The sequence below is a fragment of the Bacteroides sp. RTP21281st1_H5_RTP21281_210402 genome (assembly GCF_040918965.1).
Lineage (GTDB): Bacteria > Bacteroidota > Bacteroidia > Bacteroidales > Bacteroidaceae > Bacteroides > Bacteroides congonensis.
In genome coordinates this window covers 39990-59689 of record NZ_JBCOWR010000006.1, presented here as the reverse complement: position 1 = coordinate 59689, position 19700 = coordinate 39990, and the positions used below count along the sequence as shown (strand labels likewise).

Annotated in this window: 14 protein-coding genes; all 14 read left to right on the top strand. The window is 39.3% G+C overall.

The features are described from left to right. Nucleotides 1-1337: pyruvate kinase (gene pyk, locus AB5443_RS10775; protein WP_368119605.1), on the top strand; the 1337-nt coding region annotated here is incomplete at its 5' end. Between the two features lie 12 nt (nucleotides 1338-1349). Beyond that, on the top strand, nucleotides 1350-1988 hold the full coding sequence (locus tag AB5443_RS10770; RefSeq protein ID WP_022139164.1) for an O-methyltransferase: 639 nt from the start codon (nucleotides 1350-1352) through the stop codon (nucleotides 1986-1988). A 12-nt stretch (nucleotides 1989-2000) separates the two neighbouring features. Beyond that, complete coding sequence (gene rbfA / locus AB5443_RS10765) at nucleotides 2001-2333, top strand: 30S ribosome-binding factor RbfA (protein ID WP_022139163.1); 333 nt, start codon at nucleotides 2001-2003, stop codon at nucleotides 2331-2333. A 17-nt stretch (nucleotides 2334-2350) separates the two neighbouring features. After that, nucleotides 2351-3577, top strand: coding sequence for an FtsX-like permease family protein (locus AB5443_RS10760; RefSeq protein WP_368113444.1), 1227 nt, complete (start codon nucleotides 2351-2353; stop codon nucleotides 3575-3577). A 124-nt stretch (nucleotides 3578-3701) separates the two neighbouring features. After that, nucleotides 3702-4250 (top strand): RNA polymerase sigma factor, encoded by a 549-nt coding sequence (locus AB5443_RS10755; RefSeq protein ID WP_195661747.1) that lies wholly within the window; start codon nucleotides 3702-3704, stop codon nucleotides 4248-4250. 161 nt (nucleotides 4251-4411) lie between these two features. Continuing rightward, entirely contained in the window at nucleotides 4412-5527 is a 1116-nt protein-coding gene (locus AB5443_RS10750; RefSeq protein ID WP_368113445.1) for a FecR family protein, read from the top strand. A gap of 158 nt (nucleotides 5528-5685) precedes the next feature. Beyond that, on the top strand, nucleotides 5686-9072 hold the full coding sequence (locus AB5443_RS10745) for a TonB-dependent receptor (protein ID WP_368113446.1): 3387 nt from the start codon (nucleotides 5686-5688) through the stop codon (nucleotides 9070-9072). A gap of 12 nt (nucleotides 9073-9084) precedes the next feature. After that, the gene (locus AB5443_RS10740; protein WP_073347228.1) at nucleotides 9085-11019 is read left to right on the top strand and encodes a RagB/SusD family nutrient uptake outer membrane protein; all 1935 of its coding nucleotides are present in this window, start codon (nucleotides 9085-9087) and stop codon (nucleotides 11017-11019) included. Nucleotides 11020-11043: 24 nt separating this feature from the next. Further along, on the top strand, nucleotides 11044-12279 hold the full coding sequence (locus AB5443_RS10735; RefSeq protein ID WP_289771606.1) for a SusE domain-containing protein: 1236 nt from the start codon (nucleotides 11044-11046) through the stop codon (nucleotides 12277-12279). 117 nt (nucleotides 12280-12396) lie between these two features. Next, nucleotides 12397-13989: a DUF4832 domain-containing protein gene (locus AB5443_RS10730; RefSeq protein ID WP_073347478.1), complete on the top strand. Its 1593-nt coding sequence runs from the start codon at nucleotides 12397-12399 to the stop codon at nucleotides 13987-13989. Nucleotides 13990-14055: 66 nt separating this feature from the next. After that, nucleotides 14056-15261: a DUF4886 domain-containing protein gene (locus AB5443_RS10725; protein ID WP_083589267.1), complete on the top strand. Its 1206-nt coding sequence runs from the start codon at nucleotides 14056-14058 to the stop codon at nucleotides 15259-15261. 195 nt (nucleotides 15262-15456) lie between these two features. Continuing rightward, entirely contained in the window at nucleotides 15457-17664 is a 2208-nt protein-coding gene (locus tag AB5443_RS10720; protein WP_368113447.1) for a glycoside hydrolase family 3 N-terminal domain-containing protein, read from the top strand. Nucleotides 17665-17748: 84 nt separating this feature from the next. Beyond that, entirely contained in the window at nucleotides 17749-18861 is a 1113-nt protein-coding gene (locus tag AB5443_RS10715) for a glycoside hydrolase family 105 protein (protein WP_368113448.1), read from the top strand. Between the two features lie 217 nt (nucleotides 18862-19078). Further along, nucleotides 19079-19621 carry an RNA polymerase sigma factor gene (locus AB5443_RS10710; RefSeq protein ID WP_022136872.1) on the top strand — a complete coding sequence of 181 codons (543 nt, stop codon included), beginning with the start codon at nucleotides 19079-19081 and terminating at the stop codon, nucleotides 19619-19621. The last annotated feature ends 79 nt before the right edge of the window (nucleotides 19622-19700 follow it).

Sequence of the window (19700 nt, the reverse complement as noted above, 5' to 3'; positions counted from 1 at the left end):
GCCGTGAAGGTTTTGAAGCTTTGATTGCAAATGTGCGTACGGTATCCAACCGTATTGCGATTTTGATGGATACTAAAGGCCCGGAGGTTCGCACGACAGCTAATGCTGAACCGATTCCATATAAGATAGGTGAGAAAGTGAAGATTGTTGGCAATCCTGAACTTGAAACTACTCGTGAGTGTATCGCCGTTTCATATCCGGATTTCGTACATGACCTGAATATTGGCGGTACGATTCTGATTGATGATGGTGACTTGGAACTGGAAGTCATTGATAAAACTGCAGATTACCTGCTTTGTGAAGTGAAGAACGAAGCTACTTTGGGAAGTCGTAAGAGCGTGAATGTACCGGGTGTTCGTATCAATCTTCCTTCATTAACAGAGAAAGACCGCAATAATATCCTTTATGCGATTGAGAAGGACATAGATTTTATCGCCCACTCATTCGTGCGCAACCGTCAGGATGTACTTGATATTCGTGCAATCCTGGATGCTCACAACAGTGATATCAGGATTATTGCTAAAATAGAGAATCAGGAAGGTGTGGATAATATTGACGAGATTCTTGAAGTGGCTGATGGTGTGATGGTTGCCCGTGGTGACTTGGGCATCGAAGTTCCGCAGGAACGTATCCCGGGAATCCAACGCGTGCTGATTCGTAAATGTATCCTTGCCAAGAAGCCGGTGATTGTTGCCACACAGATGCTTCATACAATGATAAACAACCCTCGTCCGACTCGTGCGGAGGTTACTGATATTGCGAACGCAATTTATTATCGTACAGACGCTTTGATGTTGAGCGGTGAGACTGCCTACGGTAAATATCCGGTGGATGCTGTAAAAACAATGACTAAAATCGCTGCTCAGGCTGAAAAGGATAAACTGGAAGAGAATGATATCCGTATCCCATTGGATGAGAATAGCAATGATGTAACGGCGTTCCTTGCCAAGCAGGCTGTGAAAGCTACCTCTAAATTGAAGATACGTGCTATCATAACTGACAGTTATAGTGGGCGCACTGCCCGTAATCTGGCTGCTTTCCGTGGAAAATATCCGGTGTTGGCTATCTGTTATAAGGAAAAAACGATGCGCCATCTGGCTCTTTCTTACGGAGTGGAAGCTATCTATATGCCGGAATTGGCAAACGGGCAGGAATATTATTTCGCTGCATTGCGCCGATTGTTGAAAGAAGGACGCCTGCAGCCAACTGACATGGTAGGATATTTGAGTAGTGGTAAAGCGGGTACAAAGACTTCATTCTTGGAAATCAATGTAGTAGAGGACGCATTGAAACATGCGGATGAAACCGTATTGCCTAATAATAACCGTTATCTGTAAAAGCTGGATTTTATGCAAGAGACTGAATCTATTGACGAATATATTCTGCAACATATTGATCCCGAAAGTGACTATTTAAAGTCACTTTACCGGGATACGCATGTAAAGCTGCTCCGTCCCCGTATGGCTTCAGGGCATTTGCAGGGGCGGATGTTGAAGATGTTTGTAGAGATGATTCGGCCTCGCCAGATATTGGAAATCGGAACGTATAGCGGATATTCCGCTCTTTGTCTGGCAGAAGGTTTGCCGGAAAGTGGAATGTTGCATACGTTCGAGATAAATGATGAACAAGAGGACTTTACCCGTCCGTGGCTGGAAAAATCACCGTATGCCGACAAAATCCGTTTTTATATTGGTGATGCCTTAGAACTTGTTCCGGACTTGGGTGTTACCTTTGATATGGCTTTTATCGATGGTGATAAACGCAAGTATATCGAATATTACGAAATGACGCTGGCACATCTTTCCGAAGGTGGGTATATCATTGCCGATAACACGCTTTGGGATGGTCATGTGTTGGAACAGCCTCGTAGCAACGATGCCCAGACAATTGGAATAAAGGCTTTCAATGATCTTGTTGCAGAAGATAAACGAGTGGAGAAAGTGATATTACCCTTGCGTGATGGGTTAACAATTATAAGAAAAAAATAAAGGAGTAGATTTATGGAAACAACAAGACAGAATAAGATCGCCCGCCTGTTGCAAAAGGAGCTAAGCGAGATATTCCTGCTTCAGACAAAAGCAATGCCGGGTATATTGGTATCTGTTAGTACAGTTCGTATCAGCCCTGATATGAGTATTGCCCGTGTTTATCTCAGTGTCTTTCCGTCTGAGAAAGCGGAAGAAATGGTGAAGAATATCAATGATAACATGAAGTCTATCCGTTATGAACTGGGCACCCGTGTCCGTCATCAATTGCGTATTATCCCCGAACTGAAATTCTTCGTGGATGACTCATTGGATTATATCGAGAAGATTGATTCATTGTTGAAGTGAAATAGTTCATTACAGAGGTGAATTTTCCCTTCTATATAGCCAAGCGTTATCTTTTCTCGAAAAAGAAGCATAATGCTATTAATATCATATCCGGTATTTCTGTGTGCGGAGTAGCTCTTGCTACACTTGCACTGGTCTGTACACTTTCCGTTTTTAATGGATTTCAGGATATGGTAGCTAGTTTCTTTACGGCATTCGATCCGCAACTGAAAATCACTGTCCGTGAGGGTAAAGTCTTTGACGGGCAGGATGAACGGATCCGTGCCGTCTGTGCGCTTCCTGAAATTGAGGTATTTACGGAAACGCTCGAAGAGAATGCGATGGTACAATATAAAGACCGTCAGGCTATGGTTGTGCTGAAAGGAGTGGAAGATAATTTTGAGGAACTGACTGCCATTGATAGCATCCTCTATGGTGCCGGTGAATTCCTTCTCCATGATTCGATTGTAAATTATGGGATAATGGGAGTCGAATTGGTAGCAACCTTAGGTACGGGACTGCAATTCGTGGATCCTCTTCAAGTATATCTTCCCAAACGAAATGCCAAAGTGAATATGGCGAATCCCGGTGCTTCCTTCAATCAGGATTACCTCTATTCTCCCGGCGTTGTGTTTGTAGTAAACCAACAGGAATACGACGGGAAATATATTCTGACTTCTCTTGATTTCCTCCGTCAACTACTGGACTATACAACAGAAGTCTCCGCTATGGAATTGAAGCTGAAGCCTGATGCAAATGTTTCATCCGTGCAATCTAAAATAGAAAAAATACTGGGGGATGCTTTCGTTGTTCAGAACCGCTATCAGCAACAAGCGGACGTCTTTCGTATTATGGAGATAGAAAAACTGATTTCCTACTTATTCCTCACCTTCATCTTAATGATTGCCTGCTTCAACGTGATTGGTTCTCTTTCCATGTTGATTTTGGACAAGAAAGATGATGTTGCGACTTTACGCAGTCTTGGAGCTGACGACAAACTTATTTCCCGTATCTTTTTATTTGAAGGTCGGCTTATTTCTCTTTTGGGTGCCGTTTCCGGAATTATTCTAGGTCTGATCTTATGTCTAATTCAACAGAAATTTGGTGTAATCTCACTCGGCGGCGGTGGCGGCACTTTTGTCGTAGATGCCTATCCTGTCAGCGTTCACGCTTGGGATGTAGTACTTGTTTTTGTGACAGTTCTAGCTGTCGGTTTCCTTTCCGTGTGGTATCCGGTGCGTTATTTAAGTAAGAGACTCCTATAGTATTTATTGTAGAAACTTTTCTATAATTGATAACTTTTAATTCAGTATTTATTTTTATATTTCCTAATATACTGCTATATTTGGCCCAATTTTGTTAATTAGAAATAATCTGTAAAACACTTCCGTGAGACCTGAAAGTAATGACATAGACAGAATTGTAAACGGTGATGAAGCGGCTTTCTATCGTTTTATGGAACGTTATTCTTCACGTCTATATCATTATGTTTTTGCTTTGATTGGTCAAAAGGAGCCGGCCGAAGAGGTTGTAAGTGATGTTTTCTATGAAGTTTGGAAAAACAGAAAAACTTTGGGTGGTATAGAAAATATGAATGCTTGGATACAGACAATTACTTATCGGAAAGCTATTTCTTATTTGAGGAAGGAAACGGGAAAAACTGAATTATCGCTTGACGGTATAGGGGATTTTATATTTGCTCCTATCCAGTCGCCTGACGAGGCGATGATTAGTAAAGAGGAGATGGAGAAAATAAACAATGCTATCCAACAGCTACCACCTAAATGTAAGCATGTCTTTTTCTTGGCGAAGATAGAGGGACTACCTTATAAAGAGATTGCTAAATTATTAGATATATCTGTGAAAACTATCAATAATCATATAGCTTTTGCGTTGAGCGAAATAGCAGTAAAATTGAATATCCGCTCTCGTAAATGATATTTTTATTTCTTAGTTACTATTCTGTATATCAATGAACTATTAATGAAATAAACTTGTTTCAAACTTTTTTTCTTGCGGAAAATGAAAAAAGTTCATTTTTAACTGGGAGATTCTTTTTTAAGTTGCGTCTTTAATAATAGAACAACATTAAAAAGATTATGAACTTGAAAGAATACTTTCGCCTTGCAAATTTATTTGGTAAATTGAATTCTCAGGAGAAACTTGAGGATGATTTTACCACTACGCCTGAAGGTGAGACGTTGAGATTCTTTTGGGAAAGCTGCGAACAAGAAAAAATTAATGCTTCTTCCATTATAGAGAAAACGCGCATAAAAATACGAGAAGGTGAAAAGAAACGCAGACGGAACTATTTATTGATAACTTCCGCTTCTATTGCTGCTTCTGTTTTGATTTGTATATCAACAATTTATTTTCTGAATCAAACAACTATTGTTGATGTTGATTTGCAGGCTATTGCAGAAGGAATGGATAGCCAGGCTGTTGATGAAGTAACTCTTATAACTGCTAAAGAACAATTGAACTTAGACGAAGATGCCTTTATCAAATATTCAAAAGAAGGAAAGGTTGCGGTTAATTCTCAGGTTATTAAAGAAGAAGGGGAAAAGGCAAGGGATGAACAAGAATATAATCAGTTGCTTGTCCCTCCTGGAAAGAGAGCAAGAATAGAGTTGTCAGATGGGACTCGTTTAGTAGTAAATTCTCAGTCTAAAGTCGTTTATCCTCGTCGTTTTAAAGGTGACATTCGTAAGATATATGCTCAGGGGGAAGTTTTCTTAGAGGTTGCTCATGATAAAAAGCATCCTTTTATTGTCGAATCTGAGGATTTTAATTTGCGAGTACTTGGTACAAAGTTTAATATTTCTAATTATAAAGGAAGTGCGACCAATATCGTATTGGTAGAAGGAGCAGTGGAAGTAACTGATAGAAATGAGAAGAAAGCACAATTGGCTCCACGTGATTTATTGAATATAGCTGGTGGTGCAATTACCAGTCAAAAGCAAGTCGATGTAGCTGAATATATTAGTTGGGTAGATGGAATTATGCTATTAAATGGCAATGATTTGTCACAGATAATCCAAAAACTGAGTATTTATTATGGTATATCCATACAATGTGATCCACTTGTAGGTAGTGAAAAGGTCTATGGGAAACTTGATTTGAAAGACGATATAGATGAGGTGATTGAATGTATCCAGCAAACATTGCCATTCACGATAGAAAAAAGAGATACTAGTATATACTTGAATAAATAATAATTTTTTAATTAATCTTTTAAATATGCTTGCCTATGAAGAACAGATAGCCATTATGACACACAAAAAAAATCGGATAAATATTGCCGTATTTACCCGATATTAATTCCTTAGTTAAATCAATAAATCCAAAATTGTTAACCTAAAAAGAAATTTTTATGGTAAAGAAAAGTATTTTTTTACACTTGAAGAAAAGACTTAAGCTTTTTTGCATTATAAATGTCTTTTTTATAATTCCATTTTCCTCATTCGGTACTAATTCTATTCGTTGGAATTCCGAAGAAGATCTATTCTCGGTACAATATGAGAATGCTACAGTTAAAGATATTCTAGATTATATTGAAAAACATAGTAAGTATATTTTTATTTACTCTGCTAATGTTCAAAGAAATCTGAATAATAAAGTCTCCATTTCAGTTTCCAATAAGAAAATAGATGTTGTCTTAAAAGAATTGTTTTCTGAGACAGGACTGAGTTATAAAGTGTCAGGAAGACAGATTACAATTTCAGTTCCAGAAGCTCCTAAGGTACAGCAGACTACACAACAGAAAGGTATAAAGGTAACAGGTAACGTTTCAGATGAAAAAGGCGAGCCGTTAATTGGTGTAACAATCATTTTGAAGAATGATTCTACAGTGCATTCATTAACAGATATGAATGGTAATTACAGTATTATTGTTCCTATGAGAAAGTCAGTACTCTCTTTCCGTTATATTGGTTTTGTACCAAAAGAAGAAATTGTTGATAACCGGAAAGTTGTTAACGTACAGATGGTAGAGGATGTAGGTCAGTTAGATGAAGTAGTAGTGGTTGCTTACGGTGCACAAAAAAAAGAATCGGTGGTCGGTTCTATTACTACATTGGCGCCTGAGAAGTTGAAAGTTTCTACAAGTCGTTCATTGAGTAATAATTTAGCCGGTGTTGTTTCAGGTGTGCTTGCTGTACAGCGTTCCGGTGAGCCGGGCTATGATAACTCTACCTTTTGGATTCGTGGTATCAGTACATTTGGGAAAGCAGGTGGAGACCCTTTGGTCTTAGTGGATGGTATTGAGCGTGATTTGAATAATATTGATCCAGAGGAGATTGAATCTTTTTCTGTATTGAAGGATGCTGCTGCAAGTGCTGTTTATGGTGTGCGCGGTGCTAATGGTGTAGTGCTTATTAACACGAAACGTGGGCAGGTTGGTAAACCGCGTGTTGTGGTAAAGAGTGAATTTTCTTTTACTCAACCGGTTAAATTGCCTGAATATATTGGAGCAGCTGATTATATGCAAGTATTGGATGATGCCTTGATTGATACCGGACAGTCTCCTATGTATGCTGATAGAATCGCAAAGACTCGTACTGGATATGATCCTGATTTATATCCGGATGTTGATTGGATTGATGCAATTTCTAAAGATAATGCATCTAATCAACGCGTGAGTGTCGATATCTCAGGAGGTACGGAGCGTCTGCGCTATTCGTTTGTTGCAGCAGTTTTTAATGAGCAGGGCATTTTGCAACGAGACAAGAAGCAAGAATGGGATCCTTCTATCAAATTACAGCGATATAATGTTCGTTCAAATGTTGATTTAAAACTTTCTCCGACCACTCAATTGCGCTTTAATATTGGTGGCTATTTACAGGACCGTAATTCTACTACTCAAGATGTTAGCTTGATTTTTAGTCGTGCATTCCGGGCTGTTCCTTTTACATTTCCTGCGCAGTATTCTTCAGGAGAAATGGCTGGAACGGAAGAAGGTAATGTTTGGGCAATGGCTACTCAAAGTGGCTATCAACGTACAAGTGCGAGTAAAATTGAAACATTGTTTTCATTGGAACAGGATTTGAAGTTTATAACACCGGGTTTAAAAGTTAAAGGTGTATTTTCTTTTGACCGTTATTCAAGTGGTACAGTGAAACGTTCAAAAACACCAGAATATTATAACGCTGCTACATCCCGAAACGAAGAAGGAGAACTTGTTCTGACAAAAAAGCAAAACGGTAGTAATTTCTTGGGTTATGATAAATCTGCTGATTATGGGAATAAGAGTGTGTATATGGAGGCAAGCCTGATGTATGATCATACATTTGCAGAAAAACATGCAGTTTCCGGTTTGCTTTTATTTAATCGCCGTAATTACGATAAAGGTGAGAAATTGCCATATCGTACTCAGGGATTGGCAGGACGTGCTTCTTATACTTATGGTGGAAAATACATAGCTGAATTTAATTTTGGTTATAATGGTTCTGAAAATTTTGCTAAAGGTAAGCGATATGGTTTTTTCCCATCGGGAGCAATTGGTTGGATTGTATCTGAAGAATCATTTATGCAGCCAATGAGAAATATTATTTCAAAGTTGAAATTACGTGCTTCTTATGGACAGACAGGTAATGCAAACTTGTCAGGACGTCGTTTTGCTTATCTTTCTACCATATTAGATGATTATGAGACTTTGAAGTTGTATAAATGGGGAGTAGAGTCCGGATATTCAAAAAATGGTATGGCAGAAGGAGAGTTTGCGGTTTCGGACTTAACATGGGAAATTGTAAATAAAGCTAATATCGGTTTAGAATTAGGCTTGTTGAAAGGTTTGGTCGATTTACAGGTTGATGTTTTTGAAGAACGGCGTCACAATATCTTCATGGAACGTGCTACTGTACCGGCGACTGCCGGTTTTATTAAAAAGCCATGGAGCAATTATGGTAAAGTAACTAACCGTGGTGTTGAATTGTCATTGAATGTCAACAAACAGTTTAATAAAAATTTGTATATAAGTTTGATGGGTACTTTTACTTATGCTCATAATGAAATAATAGAAAAAGATGAACCTCAAGCTGTAATTGGTACAAATAGAGCTGAAACGGGGCATCCGGTCAACCAATTGTTTGGGTATGTCGCTGATAGGCTTTTTACTGAAGATGATTTTGCAGATGTGACAACAGGAACATTAAAAGAAGGTATTCCAACACAAAGTTTTACAGCTAAAGTGCGACCGGGTGATATCAAATATGTAGATGTGAATAAGGATGGAGCGATTGATGCATTTGACCAATCACCGATAGGAGGCACTATTGATCCCGAGATTGTATATGGTTTTGGGCTGAATATGAAGTGGAAAGATCTTGATTTTGGTGTATTATTCCAAGGAATTGGGAGAAGTTGGAATATTCTTTCAGGAAACATTATACCAGCTTCCAACAAAGGTACTACTTATAATATATTCACTAATTATAATGATCGTTGGACCGTTGATAATCCTAGTCAGGATGTCTTTTATCCTCGTTTGGACTATGGAACCAACTCTAACAATAGTCAGCCTTCTACATGGTGGTTGCGAGATATGAGTTTCATGCGTCTGAAGAATATTGAATTAGGATATTCATTCCCTAAAAAATGGATGCAGAATATATTCATTTCTGGTGCGCGTATTTTTGTCAGAGGTACTAACTTGTTAACTTTCTCGAATTTTAAATTGTGGGATCCTGAAGTAAAAGATAAAACGGGTGCTGCTTATCCTGTAATGAAATCATTATCCGCAGGTTTTGAAATCAGATTCTAAAGATATAATAGTATGAAAAATAAAATAATAATATTTATTGCATTAGGCATAACAGCTTTGTTTCCCATGTCTTCTTGTTCTGACTATTTGGATAAAGAGCCGGATGATCAATTGACATTGGAATCTGTATTTGAGAATAAGAACAATATGGAACGTTGGTTGGCATATATTTATAGCTTAGTTCCTAAATTTTATACATATGATGGTGCTGATGCTGTTTCTGATGAATTAGCGCCTTCTGTAGGATGGGAGTCTCAGGGATTTAAAGCCATTTTCTACCAGAACGGAAACTGGACAGCGAATAGTGGAGGAGTAATTAGCTATTGGACAACTTTCCCAAGGGCTATTCGCTCGGCATATACTTTTATAAAATATGCCCATGCAATTGCGGATGTTTCGGAAAAAGAGGTTAATTATATGAAGGCTGAATGTCGCTTCCTTATTGCACAATTTCATGCGATGATGGTCATGACTTATGGGGCTATTCCTATTATTCGTGAAGCTGCTGAAGAAACTACAGGAGAAAGCTTGTTGTTAAAACAAGAGCCTTTTTATACAGTAGTAGATTGGGCTGCAAATGAAATGCTTGAGGCTTCAAAAGAATTACCTCCGTTCTATGATGATGACAATAAATATGGTCGTATAACTTCTCTTACCTGTTTGGCTATACGTGCTCGCCTGCTTACTTTTGCCGCCAGCGATTTGGTTAATGGGAATCAGGATACTGACATGGTAAATATGAAGAATTGTGATGGTACGCCAATTTTTAATCCTGAACATGATTCAAATCGTTGGAGACAAGCTGTTGAAGCTAATAAGTTGGTGATTGATGAAGCCGAGAAATCGGGTCATAAGTTACATATTGAATATTTGAGTAATGGTGAAGATATCGACCCGTTCCTTTCTTATCAGAATGCATTGATGCTCCGTCGTAATCAAGGTAATTTAGAGATAATATATCCTAGGTCTTATGATGATGCAGGTTATTTCGATCGTCAGGCAAATCCGCGTAGTATGGGTGGAGCTGGTGCTATTGGGGTTACTCAGTCATTGGTTGATGCTTTCTTTATGAGGAATGGATTGATTCCTATTACCGGATATACGAATGACGGTGGAAGTCCTATTATAAATGAGGTTTCAGGATATAGCGAAAATGGATACTCAACGGCAGATGAATCTTTTAATACAAGATGGATGTATGGTACAGCGAAAGGAGATGCTGCAAAGGATCAGAATGTGATTGTACCGGCTAATACATATAAAATGTATTGTGGACGTGAACCCCGTTTCTATATATCAGTCTTATACAATGAAGAATATCATTGGGGCAAGAAGAAAGCTACAAACTTCTTTAATGGTGGTGAGGATGGAGGTCCCTCTCACGATTCACCATGTGCTGGTTATTTAATTCGTAAGCGTGTCGATCCTTCTGCAATTCCCACCGAAAGTAGTGGTAATTATAAGAATCGTCAAGGATGTTTGTACCGTTTGGCTGAAGCTTATCTGAGTTATGCTGAGTCTTTGAATGAATATAGTATTGATATGGGGACATATGATTCTAATAAGAAGGAAATATTGAAATATATCAATAAAATCCGTGAGAGAGCAGGTATTCCTCAGTATAGTGAAGGTACGGAAGCTGGAAAGATAACAGCACCGACCGATCCGAAAGAGATGCGTCAGTTAATTCGTAGAGAGAGACGAGTGGAAATGAATTGTGAAGCAGGATTACGTTTTGATGATTTACGTCGTTGGAAGGAAGCTGAAACTGCATTGAACGGAAAATTTTGGGGAATGAACATGCTGGCAAAGAAGGAGGACAGGGATTCTTATTATAAGCGTACTGTTTACCAAACAAGAAAGTTCATCAGTTATTGGTGGCCTATACCTCAAGATGAGATGGATGTGAATATAAACTTGAGACAATTGCCGGGATGGTGGAAATAATGTTTTACCTTAAAAACAATAATTATGAGTAAAATAGGATCATTATATAAGTGGTTGCCGATAGCAGCTGTAATATGCTTGAGCGCATGTAATGATGATGACAAGAATAATAATCAATCGGATGTTGCAGAATGTCTGGAACTGACCGCTTCGACTACGGATATAGAATTGGATGGAGACAGGCTGGATGATGTAGTGTTGACTTTTGACTGGACTCCGGCACGGGAAATGCCGGAAGAATATATGGTTTCCTATGTGACGAAAATAGATATTGAAGGAAGTAATTTTAATTCTTGTGTGCGTAATGACGAAGAAGAAGGTGTGTTTAGTAAAAGCTACACAACAGCAGAATTACAGAATTTGTTGACAGAGAAATGGGGGCAATCCAGTAATAAATCTGCAACGATTCAATTTCGTGTCATAGCTAAATGGGACGGTGGAACTCGTTGGGTAAAACCGGAAGTCCGTACGGTATCAGTAAATGTTCGACCATATAAACCGATTGTTTTCGATGCAGATAGAGTTTACCTTGATGGAACAGCAATGACCGGAGGAAGAATAACGATGAGTAAGACTATAGAGAATGAATATCAATATGCTTTCTTGGGTGATTTGAGGCAAGGAGAATTGGAGATTCCTGTAGAATTTGAAGGGGAAACTAATTATATCTGTCCGGCAGATGGAGAAGGTACTTTGCAAGATGGCGAACAAGAAAATGTTGTGATGAGAGCAGAACCTATTGCATGGAATATTCCAAAAGATGGTGAATATCGTATTGTAGTTAATATGGAGAAAAAGACCGTGACGATTAATTCTCCTGATAAACCGTTAGAACCTGTAATTGTAGAATGGACTGGTAATGCTGGAGAATATAAAGATCAGGTTGTTCAAACTACTGTTACGAAGTTATATGCTTATGGAGGTATGAATGGTTGGAGCAATACCTGTACTACAATTCTTACACCTAGCCAGGCAGATCCGTTGATATTCGTGTATAAAGGGGCAGCATTGAAGTCCGGTACAATCAAGTTTGTGGTATATGCGGCAGGTGATGCTAATACTACTAAGGCTTATGCATATAGCTGTCCGTTGACAAGTAGCGGAACTGCACAAACGTTACCAATAACTATTGGTTCTAATATGCAGTTGATGGGAGGTGATGGAGCTCAGCGTAATGCTTATTATAACTTAACGACTGCAGGTATCAATTTTATAGTCGTTAATTTACGAACTATGGAAGTGCGTTTTGATAAAAAATAGTAAGTATTTGTGATTAATGACATATTGATTATTGCCGTATCGGAATAGCGATTCAGATACAAAAGGAATCTCTTGATAGATACGGCAATAGTTTTTAATTAAATAAGATTGGAATATATGAAAATAGAGAAGATGCTATCGGTTGTAAGACTATGGGGGCTGGTTTGTTTACTTTCTTGTTCGGGGACTTTGTCTGCTTGTTCAGGTGGTGATGATGAAGTAAATGACGAGGGCGATAAAGGGCTTCCTGCCGGGAATGTAACAGTCAAAGTTGCTGGAGATAAAAAGACAGTTCTTCGTAATCCGTTAAACGGATGGGTGATGTATATGGGACGTGGTTGGGATGAGAACTTTTGGACCACCGAGGGATACGATAATATGAAAGTGCCGGAATTGGCAAAATCGGTCAAGGTTTCTGACTATGCAAGTACTTGTTATATTCGTACTAGTTGGAGTTCTTTAAATCCGAGCGAAGGTGTTTATATTTGGAACGACCCGAATGCCCGATTGACGAAATTGTTGAAAAGTGCATTGGATAGAAATATGCGATTGTCTTTTCGTATAGTTGTGGATGGGCGTGATCAAGGCTTGAATACTCCCCAATATGTGTTTGATGCAGGAGCTGCATCTTATGCGGATCCTAATGGAAATAATGGAGAAAGCCGTAAATCGCCTTATCCTGACGACGAGATATTTCAGCAGAAATATGCTGCTTTTATTGAAGCGTTTGCCAAAGAATTTGATGATCCGGATAAGGTGGATTTTATTGATGCCTATGGATTAGGTAAGTGGGGAGAAGCACATACTATGATTTATAAAGATTATGCGAATAAGGAAAAAGTTTTTGAATGGATTACAAGCTTGTATTCGCGTTGTTTTAAGAAAGTTCCTTTGGTCATCAATTATCATAGATTAGTAGGTGCCAATAATACTTCAGGTTGGGGTGCGGTAGCCTCGGATACAGAAAAGCTTTTAAGTAGTGCAATAAATAAGGGATATAGTCTACGTCATGATGCTTTTGGTATGACGGGTTATTATCAGGATTGGGAAAAGCAGTATGCTGAAAGATGGAATTATAAACGTCCTATAATAATGGAAGGTGGTTGGATTACTGGAGGAACGCACCGTTATTGGATTGACCCGAGTGGAAAATATAGAGAAGGTCATCCGGAAGATGTTCGTCAGGGGGAATTTGACGCTTCTGCTGAAGCACATGTAAATATGATGGATTTTCGTGTGGGAGATGAAACAAATTCATGGTTTACCAAATGCTTTTCTTTGGTACAGCGTTTTGTTACCGAAGGAGGATATCGTTTATATCCCGATATGATTTCTTTGCCGAAAGATGCGACAAGTGGGCAGAAGGTGTCAATTGTTCATCGTTGGAATAATATGGGATGGGGATATTGCCCTACGAATATACCGCAGTGGAATCAAAAGTATAAAGTTGCGTTTGCATTGTTGGACAATAATGATAAAGTGGTAAAAGTATTTGTTGATGAGCAAACAGACTTGTCTACATGGCTAAAAGGAAAACCGACTACATATAACTTCGATTTAACAATGAAAGGGGTTTCTGTTGGAGTTTACAACTGGGCTGTAGGACTTGTTGATACAACCAAGGATAATGAGATTGGTTTGCAAATGGCTGTAACAAAGAATCTGACAGATTCTGGTTGGGTGAAATTGCTGCAAGTCACTGTAAAGTGATTTATTGAATAATTTCATTTATTTCCTGCATTTGATTGGACGGAGTAGTAACTAAAATTAATTATTATGAAGACTTTATTTTGGAAAAGCAAATCACTATGGAGTGGTTTACTTCTATTATATATATTCCTGTCGTTTGGAAATGTATTTACATCATGCTCAGATGATGAAAAACCTTATCCTTATTTGAACAATAAGTGGATGATAGTAGCCTCAGAACAGGTAACTGTAATGACTGGCGAAGAAACCAATGTGAATATTACATTTAGCTCAGATGAAGAACGTGAATTGGAGTATGTTTGTACTTCTTCTAATCCTGATGTGGCTACAGTTACTCAGAACTATGATAGAAGTATTACTATAGCGGGTATTTCTTCCGGAAAGGCTTCTATCAAGATAGAATGTCCGGGAGAAACAAAACGTCTTTCAGCTTCTATTTCCGTGACGGTTAATCAAAGTCCGACAAGAATATTGGCAATAGGTAATAGCTTTTCTCAGGATGCGGTAGAACAATATTTGTACGACTTGGCTCAGGCGGCTGGTATTGAAGTTGTCATTGGGAATATGTATATAGGTGGATGTGATTTGGACAAACATCTGAATAATATGAAAGGTGATAATGCAGCTTATGAATATAGAAAGGTTAAAGATGGAAAGAAGGTGAATAAAGGTAATTATCGCTTGTCTGATGCCTTGATTGATGAAAAATGGGATTACATTAGTTTGCAGCAGGCAAGCGGGAAATCGGGTAAGTATGAAACTTACGCCGCACTAGCGGATTTGATAGCTGAAGTACAGACATTTCGTCCAAAAGCAAAGTTGATGTGGCATCAGACATGGGCTTACGCTTCTTCGTCAACACATGAAAGTTTTCCGGATTATAATAGGGATCAGATGACTATGTATAATGCGATTGTGTCGGCAGCCAACCAAGCAATGCAAGATAATACAGAACTCAATATATTGATTCCTTCAGGAACTGCTATTCAGAATGGACGTACTTCTTTCTTGGGAGATTCCTTCAATAGGGATGGTTATCATTTGGAAGTAACTTATGGTCGCTATACGGCGGCATGCACTTGGTTTGAGGCTATTTTTAGGCAAACGGTAGTTGGAAATTCATATGCGCCTCAAACTATTGATCCGCAAATAGTCAAGATTGCTCAAAATGCGGCGCATCTGGCAGTAGTGAAACCGGATGCAGTTACTGATATGGTTGATTTTGTAAAACCGGAAACTATATCGGGTGGGTTGAAAACACCTATTTATTAGGACAGATTTAGATAGCGCAAGGTCATCGGATTGATGGCCTTGTTTTCCTATAAATTGGGATGATTATGAAATAAAATAAGTTCTATCCCGTTTCTGCCTATCAGGAGATTACTGGCTTTTTCGCGTGGGAATTTATCTTCCATATGACCAGTAGAAATTGGATTAATAGAATAATAACTAACCGACATAAACGTAATGAGAAGAAAAACATTAATTTTCGGTTTATGCCTGTTCGGAGTAGCATATACTCTTTCGGCAAAAGATAAGAAGAGTGTCCCTATATATAAGGATGCTAAAGTACCAATTGAAGAACGAGTCGATGATTTGCTGACACGTATGACTCTGGAAGAAAAAATTCTGCAACTGAACCAATATACCATGGGGCGGAATAACAATGTGAATAATATAGGAGAAGAGGTTAAGAAAGTGCCGGCAGAAATCGGTTCATTGATTTATTACGATACGAACCCTACTTTGCGTAATAATGTGCAAAAGAAGGCTATGGAAGAGTCTCGTTTGGGCATTCCTATTATTTTTGGTTACGATGCCATTCACGGATTCCGTACTATATATCCTATTTCTTTGGGGCAGGCTTGTTCATGGAATCCTGAACTGGTAGAGAAAGCATGCGCCGTTACTGCGCAAGAAGCCCGTATGTCGGGAGTGGACTGGACGTTCTCACCGATGATTGACGTGGCGCGTGACCCTCGTTGGGGACGTGTGGCCGAAGGATACGGTGAAGACCCGTATGCGAATGGAGTATTTGCCGCTGCTTCGGTGCGTGGTTATCAGGGAGATGATATGTCGGCCGAAGACCGTATAGCTGCTTGCCTGAAACATTATATTGGTTATGGTGCTTCAGAAGCTGGACGTGATTATGTTTATACTGAAATCTCTGCGCAAACTCTTTGGGATACCTATCTGCCGCCTTATGAGATGGGAGTGAAGGCAGGGGCAGCTACTCTTATGAGCTCTTTTAATGACATTAGTGGAATTCCCGGATCAGCCAATCGCTATACGATGACGGAGATTCTGAAAGAACGTTGGGGACATGATGGGTTTATCGTTTCCGATTGGGGAGCAATCGAGCAACTGAAAAATCAGGGATTGGCAGCTAGCAAGAAAGAAGCGGCAGTGTATGCTTTTAATGCCGGTCTTGAGATGGATATGATGTCTCATGCTTACGATCGCCATATGAAAGAGCTCGTTGAAGAAGGAAAAATAACAATGGCTCAGATTGATGAATCAGTACGTCGTGTCTTGCGGGTCAAATTCCGTTTAGGCTTGTTTGAGCGCCCTTATACTCCGACTACAACTGAGAAGGAACGTTTTTTTCGTCCGCAGAGTATGGATATCGCAGCCCAGCTTGCGGCAGAATCTATGGTATTGCTGAAAAACGAGAACGGATTACTGCCGTTGGTAAATAAAAAGAAGATTGCCGTAATAGGACCTATGGCAAAAAATGGTTGGGATTTGTTAGGCTCTTGGTGCGGCCATGGGAAAGATACGGATGTAGCAATGCTTTATAATGGATTGGTAACTGAGTTTGCAGGAAAAGCTGAACTGCGTTATGCATTAGGTTGCAACACACAAGGAAATAATCGCAAAGGTTTTGAAGAGGCATTGGAAGCGGCCCGTTGGTCTGACGTAGTTGTTCTTTGTCTGGGCGAGATGATGACTTGGAGTGGTGAGAATGCTTCCCGTTCCTCTATTGCATTGCCTCAGATTCAGGAAGAACTGGCAAAAGAATTGAAGAAAGCCGGTAAACCAGTCGTATTGATATTGGTGAACGGACGCCCGTTAGAGTTGAACCGGTTAGAACCTATTTCTGATGCTATATTAGAAATTTGGCAGCCGGGTGTGAATGGTGCGGTTCCAATGGCGGGAATATTGTCAGGGCGTATTAACCCTTCCGGCAAACTTGCCATGACTTTCCCTTATTCGACAGGACAGATTCCTATTTATTATAACCGTCGTAAGAGCGGTCGCGGACATCAGGGCTTCTATAAGGACATTACAAGTGACCCGTTGTATCCGTTCGGTCACGGACTGAGCTATACAGAATTCAAGTATGGCACTGTTACTCCTTCTGTTACGGCAGTCAAACGTGATGGAAGTCTTTCAGTAGAAGTTTCTGTCTCGAATACGGGAAAACGTGATGGCCTGGAAACGGTACATTGGTTTATCTCTGACCCTTATTGTTCTATTACTCGTCCGGTGAAAGAATTGAAACATTTTGAGAAGCAACTAATCAAGGCTGGTGAAACGAAAGTATTTCGTTTTGATGTTGACTTGGAACGTGATTTTGGTTTTGTTGATGGGAACGGTAAACGATTTCTAGAAACCGGAGAATATTATATTCTGGTAAAAGACCAGAAAGTAAAGATAGAGCTGGTAGACTAAAATCCGGTAATGGGAAAAATAAGGAGATGTCTTTAAAGGCTACGGCTTAGTTATAATACCGAATGATAAACAAATAAATATATAATGAAAAAAACACTTTTATTGGGAGCGTCTCTGTTATGTTCCGTTTTTATAATGGCAACAGAGATTCCTTTTCAAAAAGCAGAAATAAAGTCTATCATGCGAAAGGTGGCGGATTGGCAGATTGCCAATCCACATCCCGCTCCTGAACATGACGACTTGAACTGGCCGCAAGGCGCTCTTTATGTCGGCATGGTGGATTGGGCGGAATTAGCTGAAAAAGAAGACGGTGATGATACATATTATAAGTGGCTTACCCGTATAGGCCGGCGGAATTGCTGGCAGCCGGACAAACGGTTTTATCATGCTGATGACATCGCCGTATCGCAGTCCTTTTTGGATTTATACCGCAAGTACAAAGACAAAGCAATGATTATCCCTACGCTCGCCCGTGCAGAATGGATTGTCAATCATCCGTCCGAAGGCAGTTTCAAACTAGTGGAGGGCGATTTAAAGACCTTGGAACGTTGGACTTGGTGTGACGCTCTCTTTATGGCTCCCCCTGTATATGCCAAGCTGTATATGCTGACCGGAGAGAAAAAGTATATCAAATTTATGAATCGTGAATATAAAGCGACTTATGATTACCTGTTCGATAAAGAAGAAAACCTGTTCTACCGTGACTGGCGTTATTTTGATAAGCGTGAAGCCAATGGCAAGAAAGTCTTTTGGGGACGTGGCAACGGTTGGGTGCTTGGTGGTCTGGTTGAAATATTAAAGGAACTGCCCAAGAAAGACAGGAACCGTCAATTTTATGAAGAATTGTTTGTAAAACTGGCTACACGTGTTGCCGGATTGCAGCATCCGGACGGTTTCTGGCATGCCAGTCTCTTGGATCCTGCCTCTTATCCGTCACCGGAAACGAGTTGTACTACTTTCATTGTCTATTCCATTGCTTATGGAATAAACGAAGGCTTATTGGATAAGGAAACCTATCTTCCTGTGATGGTAAAAGGCTGGAATGCATTAGTCTCGGCTGTAGAACCGAATGGAAAACTGGGCTACGTACAGCAAATCGGTGCCGACCCGAAGAAAGTGACCCGTGATATGACGGAAGTTTATGGAGTCGGCGCTTTCTTGATGGCGGGCAATGAAATTTACAAAATGGCGAGATAATCAGTTCCCTTATAGAGAGGATGCCAAAAATAGAATACTTGCTTTATACAGTTCCGATTGTAACTGTTGAGTATAGAAGGGCTATATCAAACTTCGTTTCAAAGTAATGATATGGCTCCTTCTGTTATTGATAAAGAAAGTTAATATTATGTAGCTCCACCTATATAACATACAAGAATTCTGCGCCTGTAAATATATAAAATAGTAATCTAATTAAATGGAAGACTTGGAAAGAGAACTTTTGTTGATTTCCAAAGGGGATGAACTGGCTTTTAACAGTTTCATGAACCGATATTCAAAGAGGTTATACTATCATGCCTTTGGTATTCTTAGTAATAAGGAAATGGCTGAAGAAGTGGTAGGCGATGTTTTCTTTGAAGTGTGGAAACTACGTAAGACGCTTTTGGAAATAGCCAGCATGTTGAGTTGGTTGAATACGATTGTATATCGTAAATCAATCTCTTATTTGCGCAAGGAGGCAAAGGGTAATCAAGAGATATCTTTTGAGGAACTTCAAGATTTCTCTTTTCCTGATATGCAAACTCCAATGGATGATATGCTTTCGCATGAAGAACTCCAATGCTTGAATGAAGCAATCAATAGTTTGCCACCCAAGTGCAAGCATGTATTCTTTTTGGCTAAATTGGAACAAATGCCTTATGCGGAAATTGCGCGTATGTTGCAAATCTCGCTTCCTACTGTGAATTACCATATAGGATATGCTATGAATGCTTTGAGAAAGAGACTTGTGGACGGGTGATTTATAAAAAAATAGCATTAAAAGAAAAAAAATAGAATTTCAACCTATAGATAAATCTAACCTTTGCGTCTTTATAAAT

Excerpts from the sequence above, each read along its gene's own strand:
- AB5443_RS10770 (WP_022139164.1), top strand. The coding sequence starts at position 1,350 with ATGCAAGAGACTGAATCTATTGACGAATATATTCTGCAACATATTGAT.
- rbfA (WP_022139163.1), top strand. The coding sequence starts at position 2,001 with ATGGAAACAACAAGACAGAATAAGATCGCCCGCCTGTTGCAAAAGGAG.
- AB5443_RS10750 (WP_368113445.1), top strand. The coding sequence starts at position 4,412 with ATGAACTTGAAAGAATACTTTCGCCTTGCAAATTTATTTGGTAAATTG.
- AB5443_RS10745 (WP_368113446.1), top strand. The coding sequence starts at position 5,686 with ATGGTAAAGAAAAGTATTTTTTTACACTTGAAGAAAAGACTTAAGCTT.
- AB5443_RS10740 (WP_073347228.1), top strand. The coding sequence starts at position 9,085 with ATGAAAAATAAAATAATAATATTTATTGCATTAGGCATAACAGCTTTG.
- AB5443_RS10735 (WP_289771606.1), top strand. The coding sequence starts at position 11,044 with ATGAGTAAAATAGGATCATTATATAAGTGGTTGCCGATAGCAGCTGTA.
- AB5443_RS10730 (WP_073347478.1), top strand. The coding sequence starts at position 12,397 with ATGAAAATAGAGAAGATGCTATCGGTTGTAAGACTATGGGGGCTGGTT.
- AB5443_RS10725 (WP_083589267.1), top strand. The coding sequence starts at position 14,056 with ATGAAGACTTTATTTTGGAAAAGCAAATCACTATGGAGTGGTTTACTT.
- AB5443_RS10720 (WP_368113447.1), top strand. The coding sequence starts at position 15,457 with ATGAGAAGAAAAACATTAATTTTCGGTTTATGCCTGTTCGGAGTAGCA.
- AB5443_RS10715 (WP_368113448.1), top strand. The coding sequence starts at position 17,749 with ATGAAAAAAACACTTTTATTGGGAGCGTCTCTGTTATGTTCCGTTTTT.
- AB5443_RS10710 (WP_022136872.1), top strand. The coding sequence starts at position 19,079 with ATGGAAGACTTGGAAAGAGAACTTTTGTTGATTTCCAAAGGGGATGAA.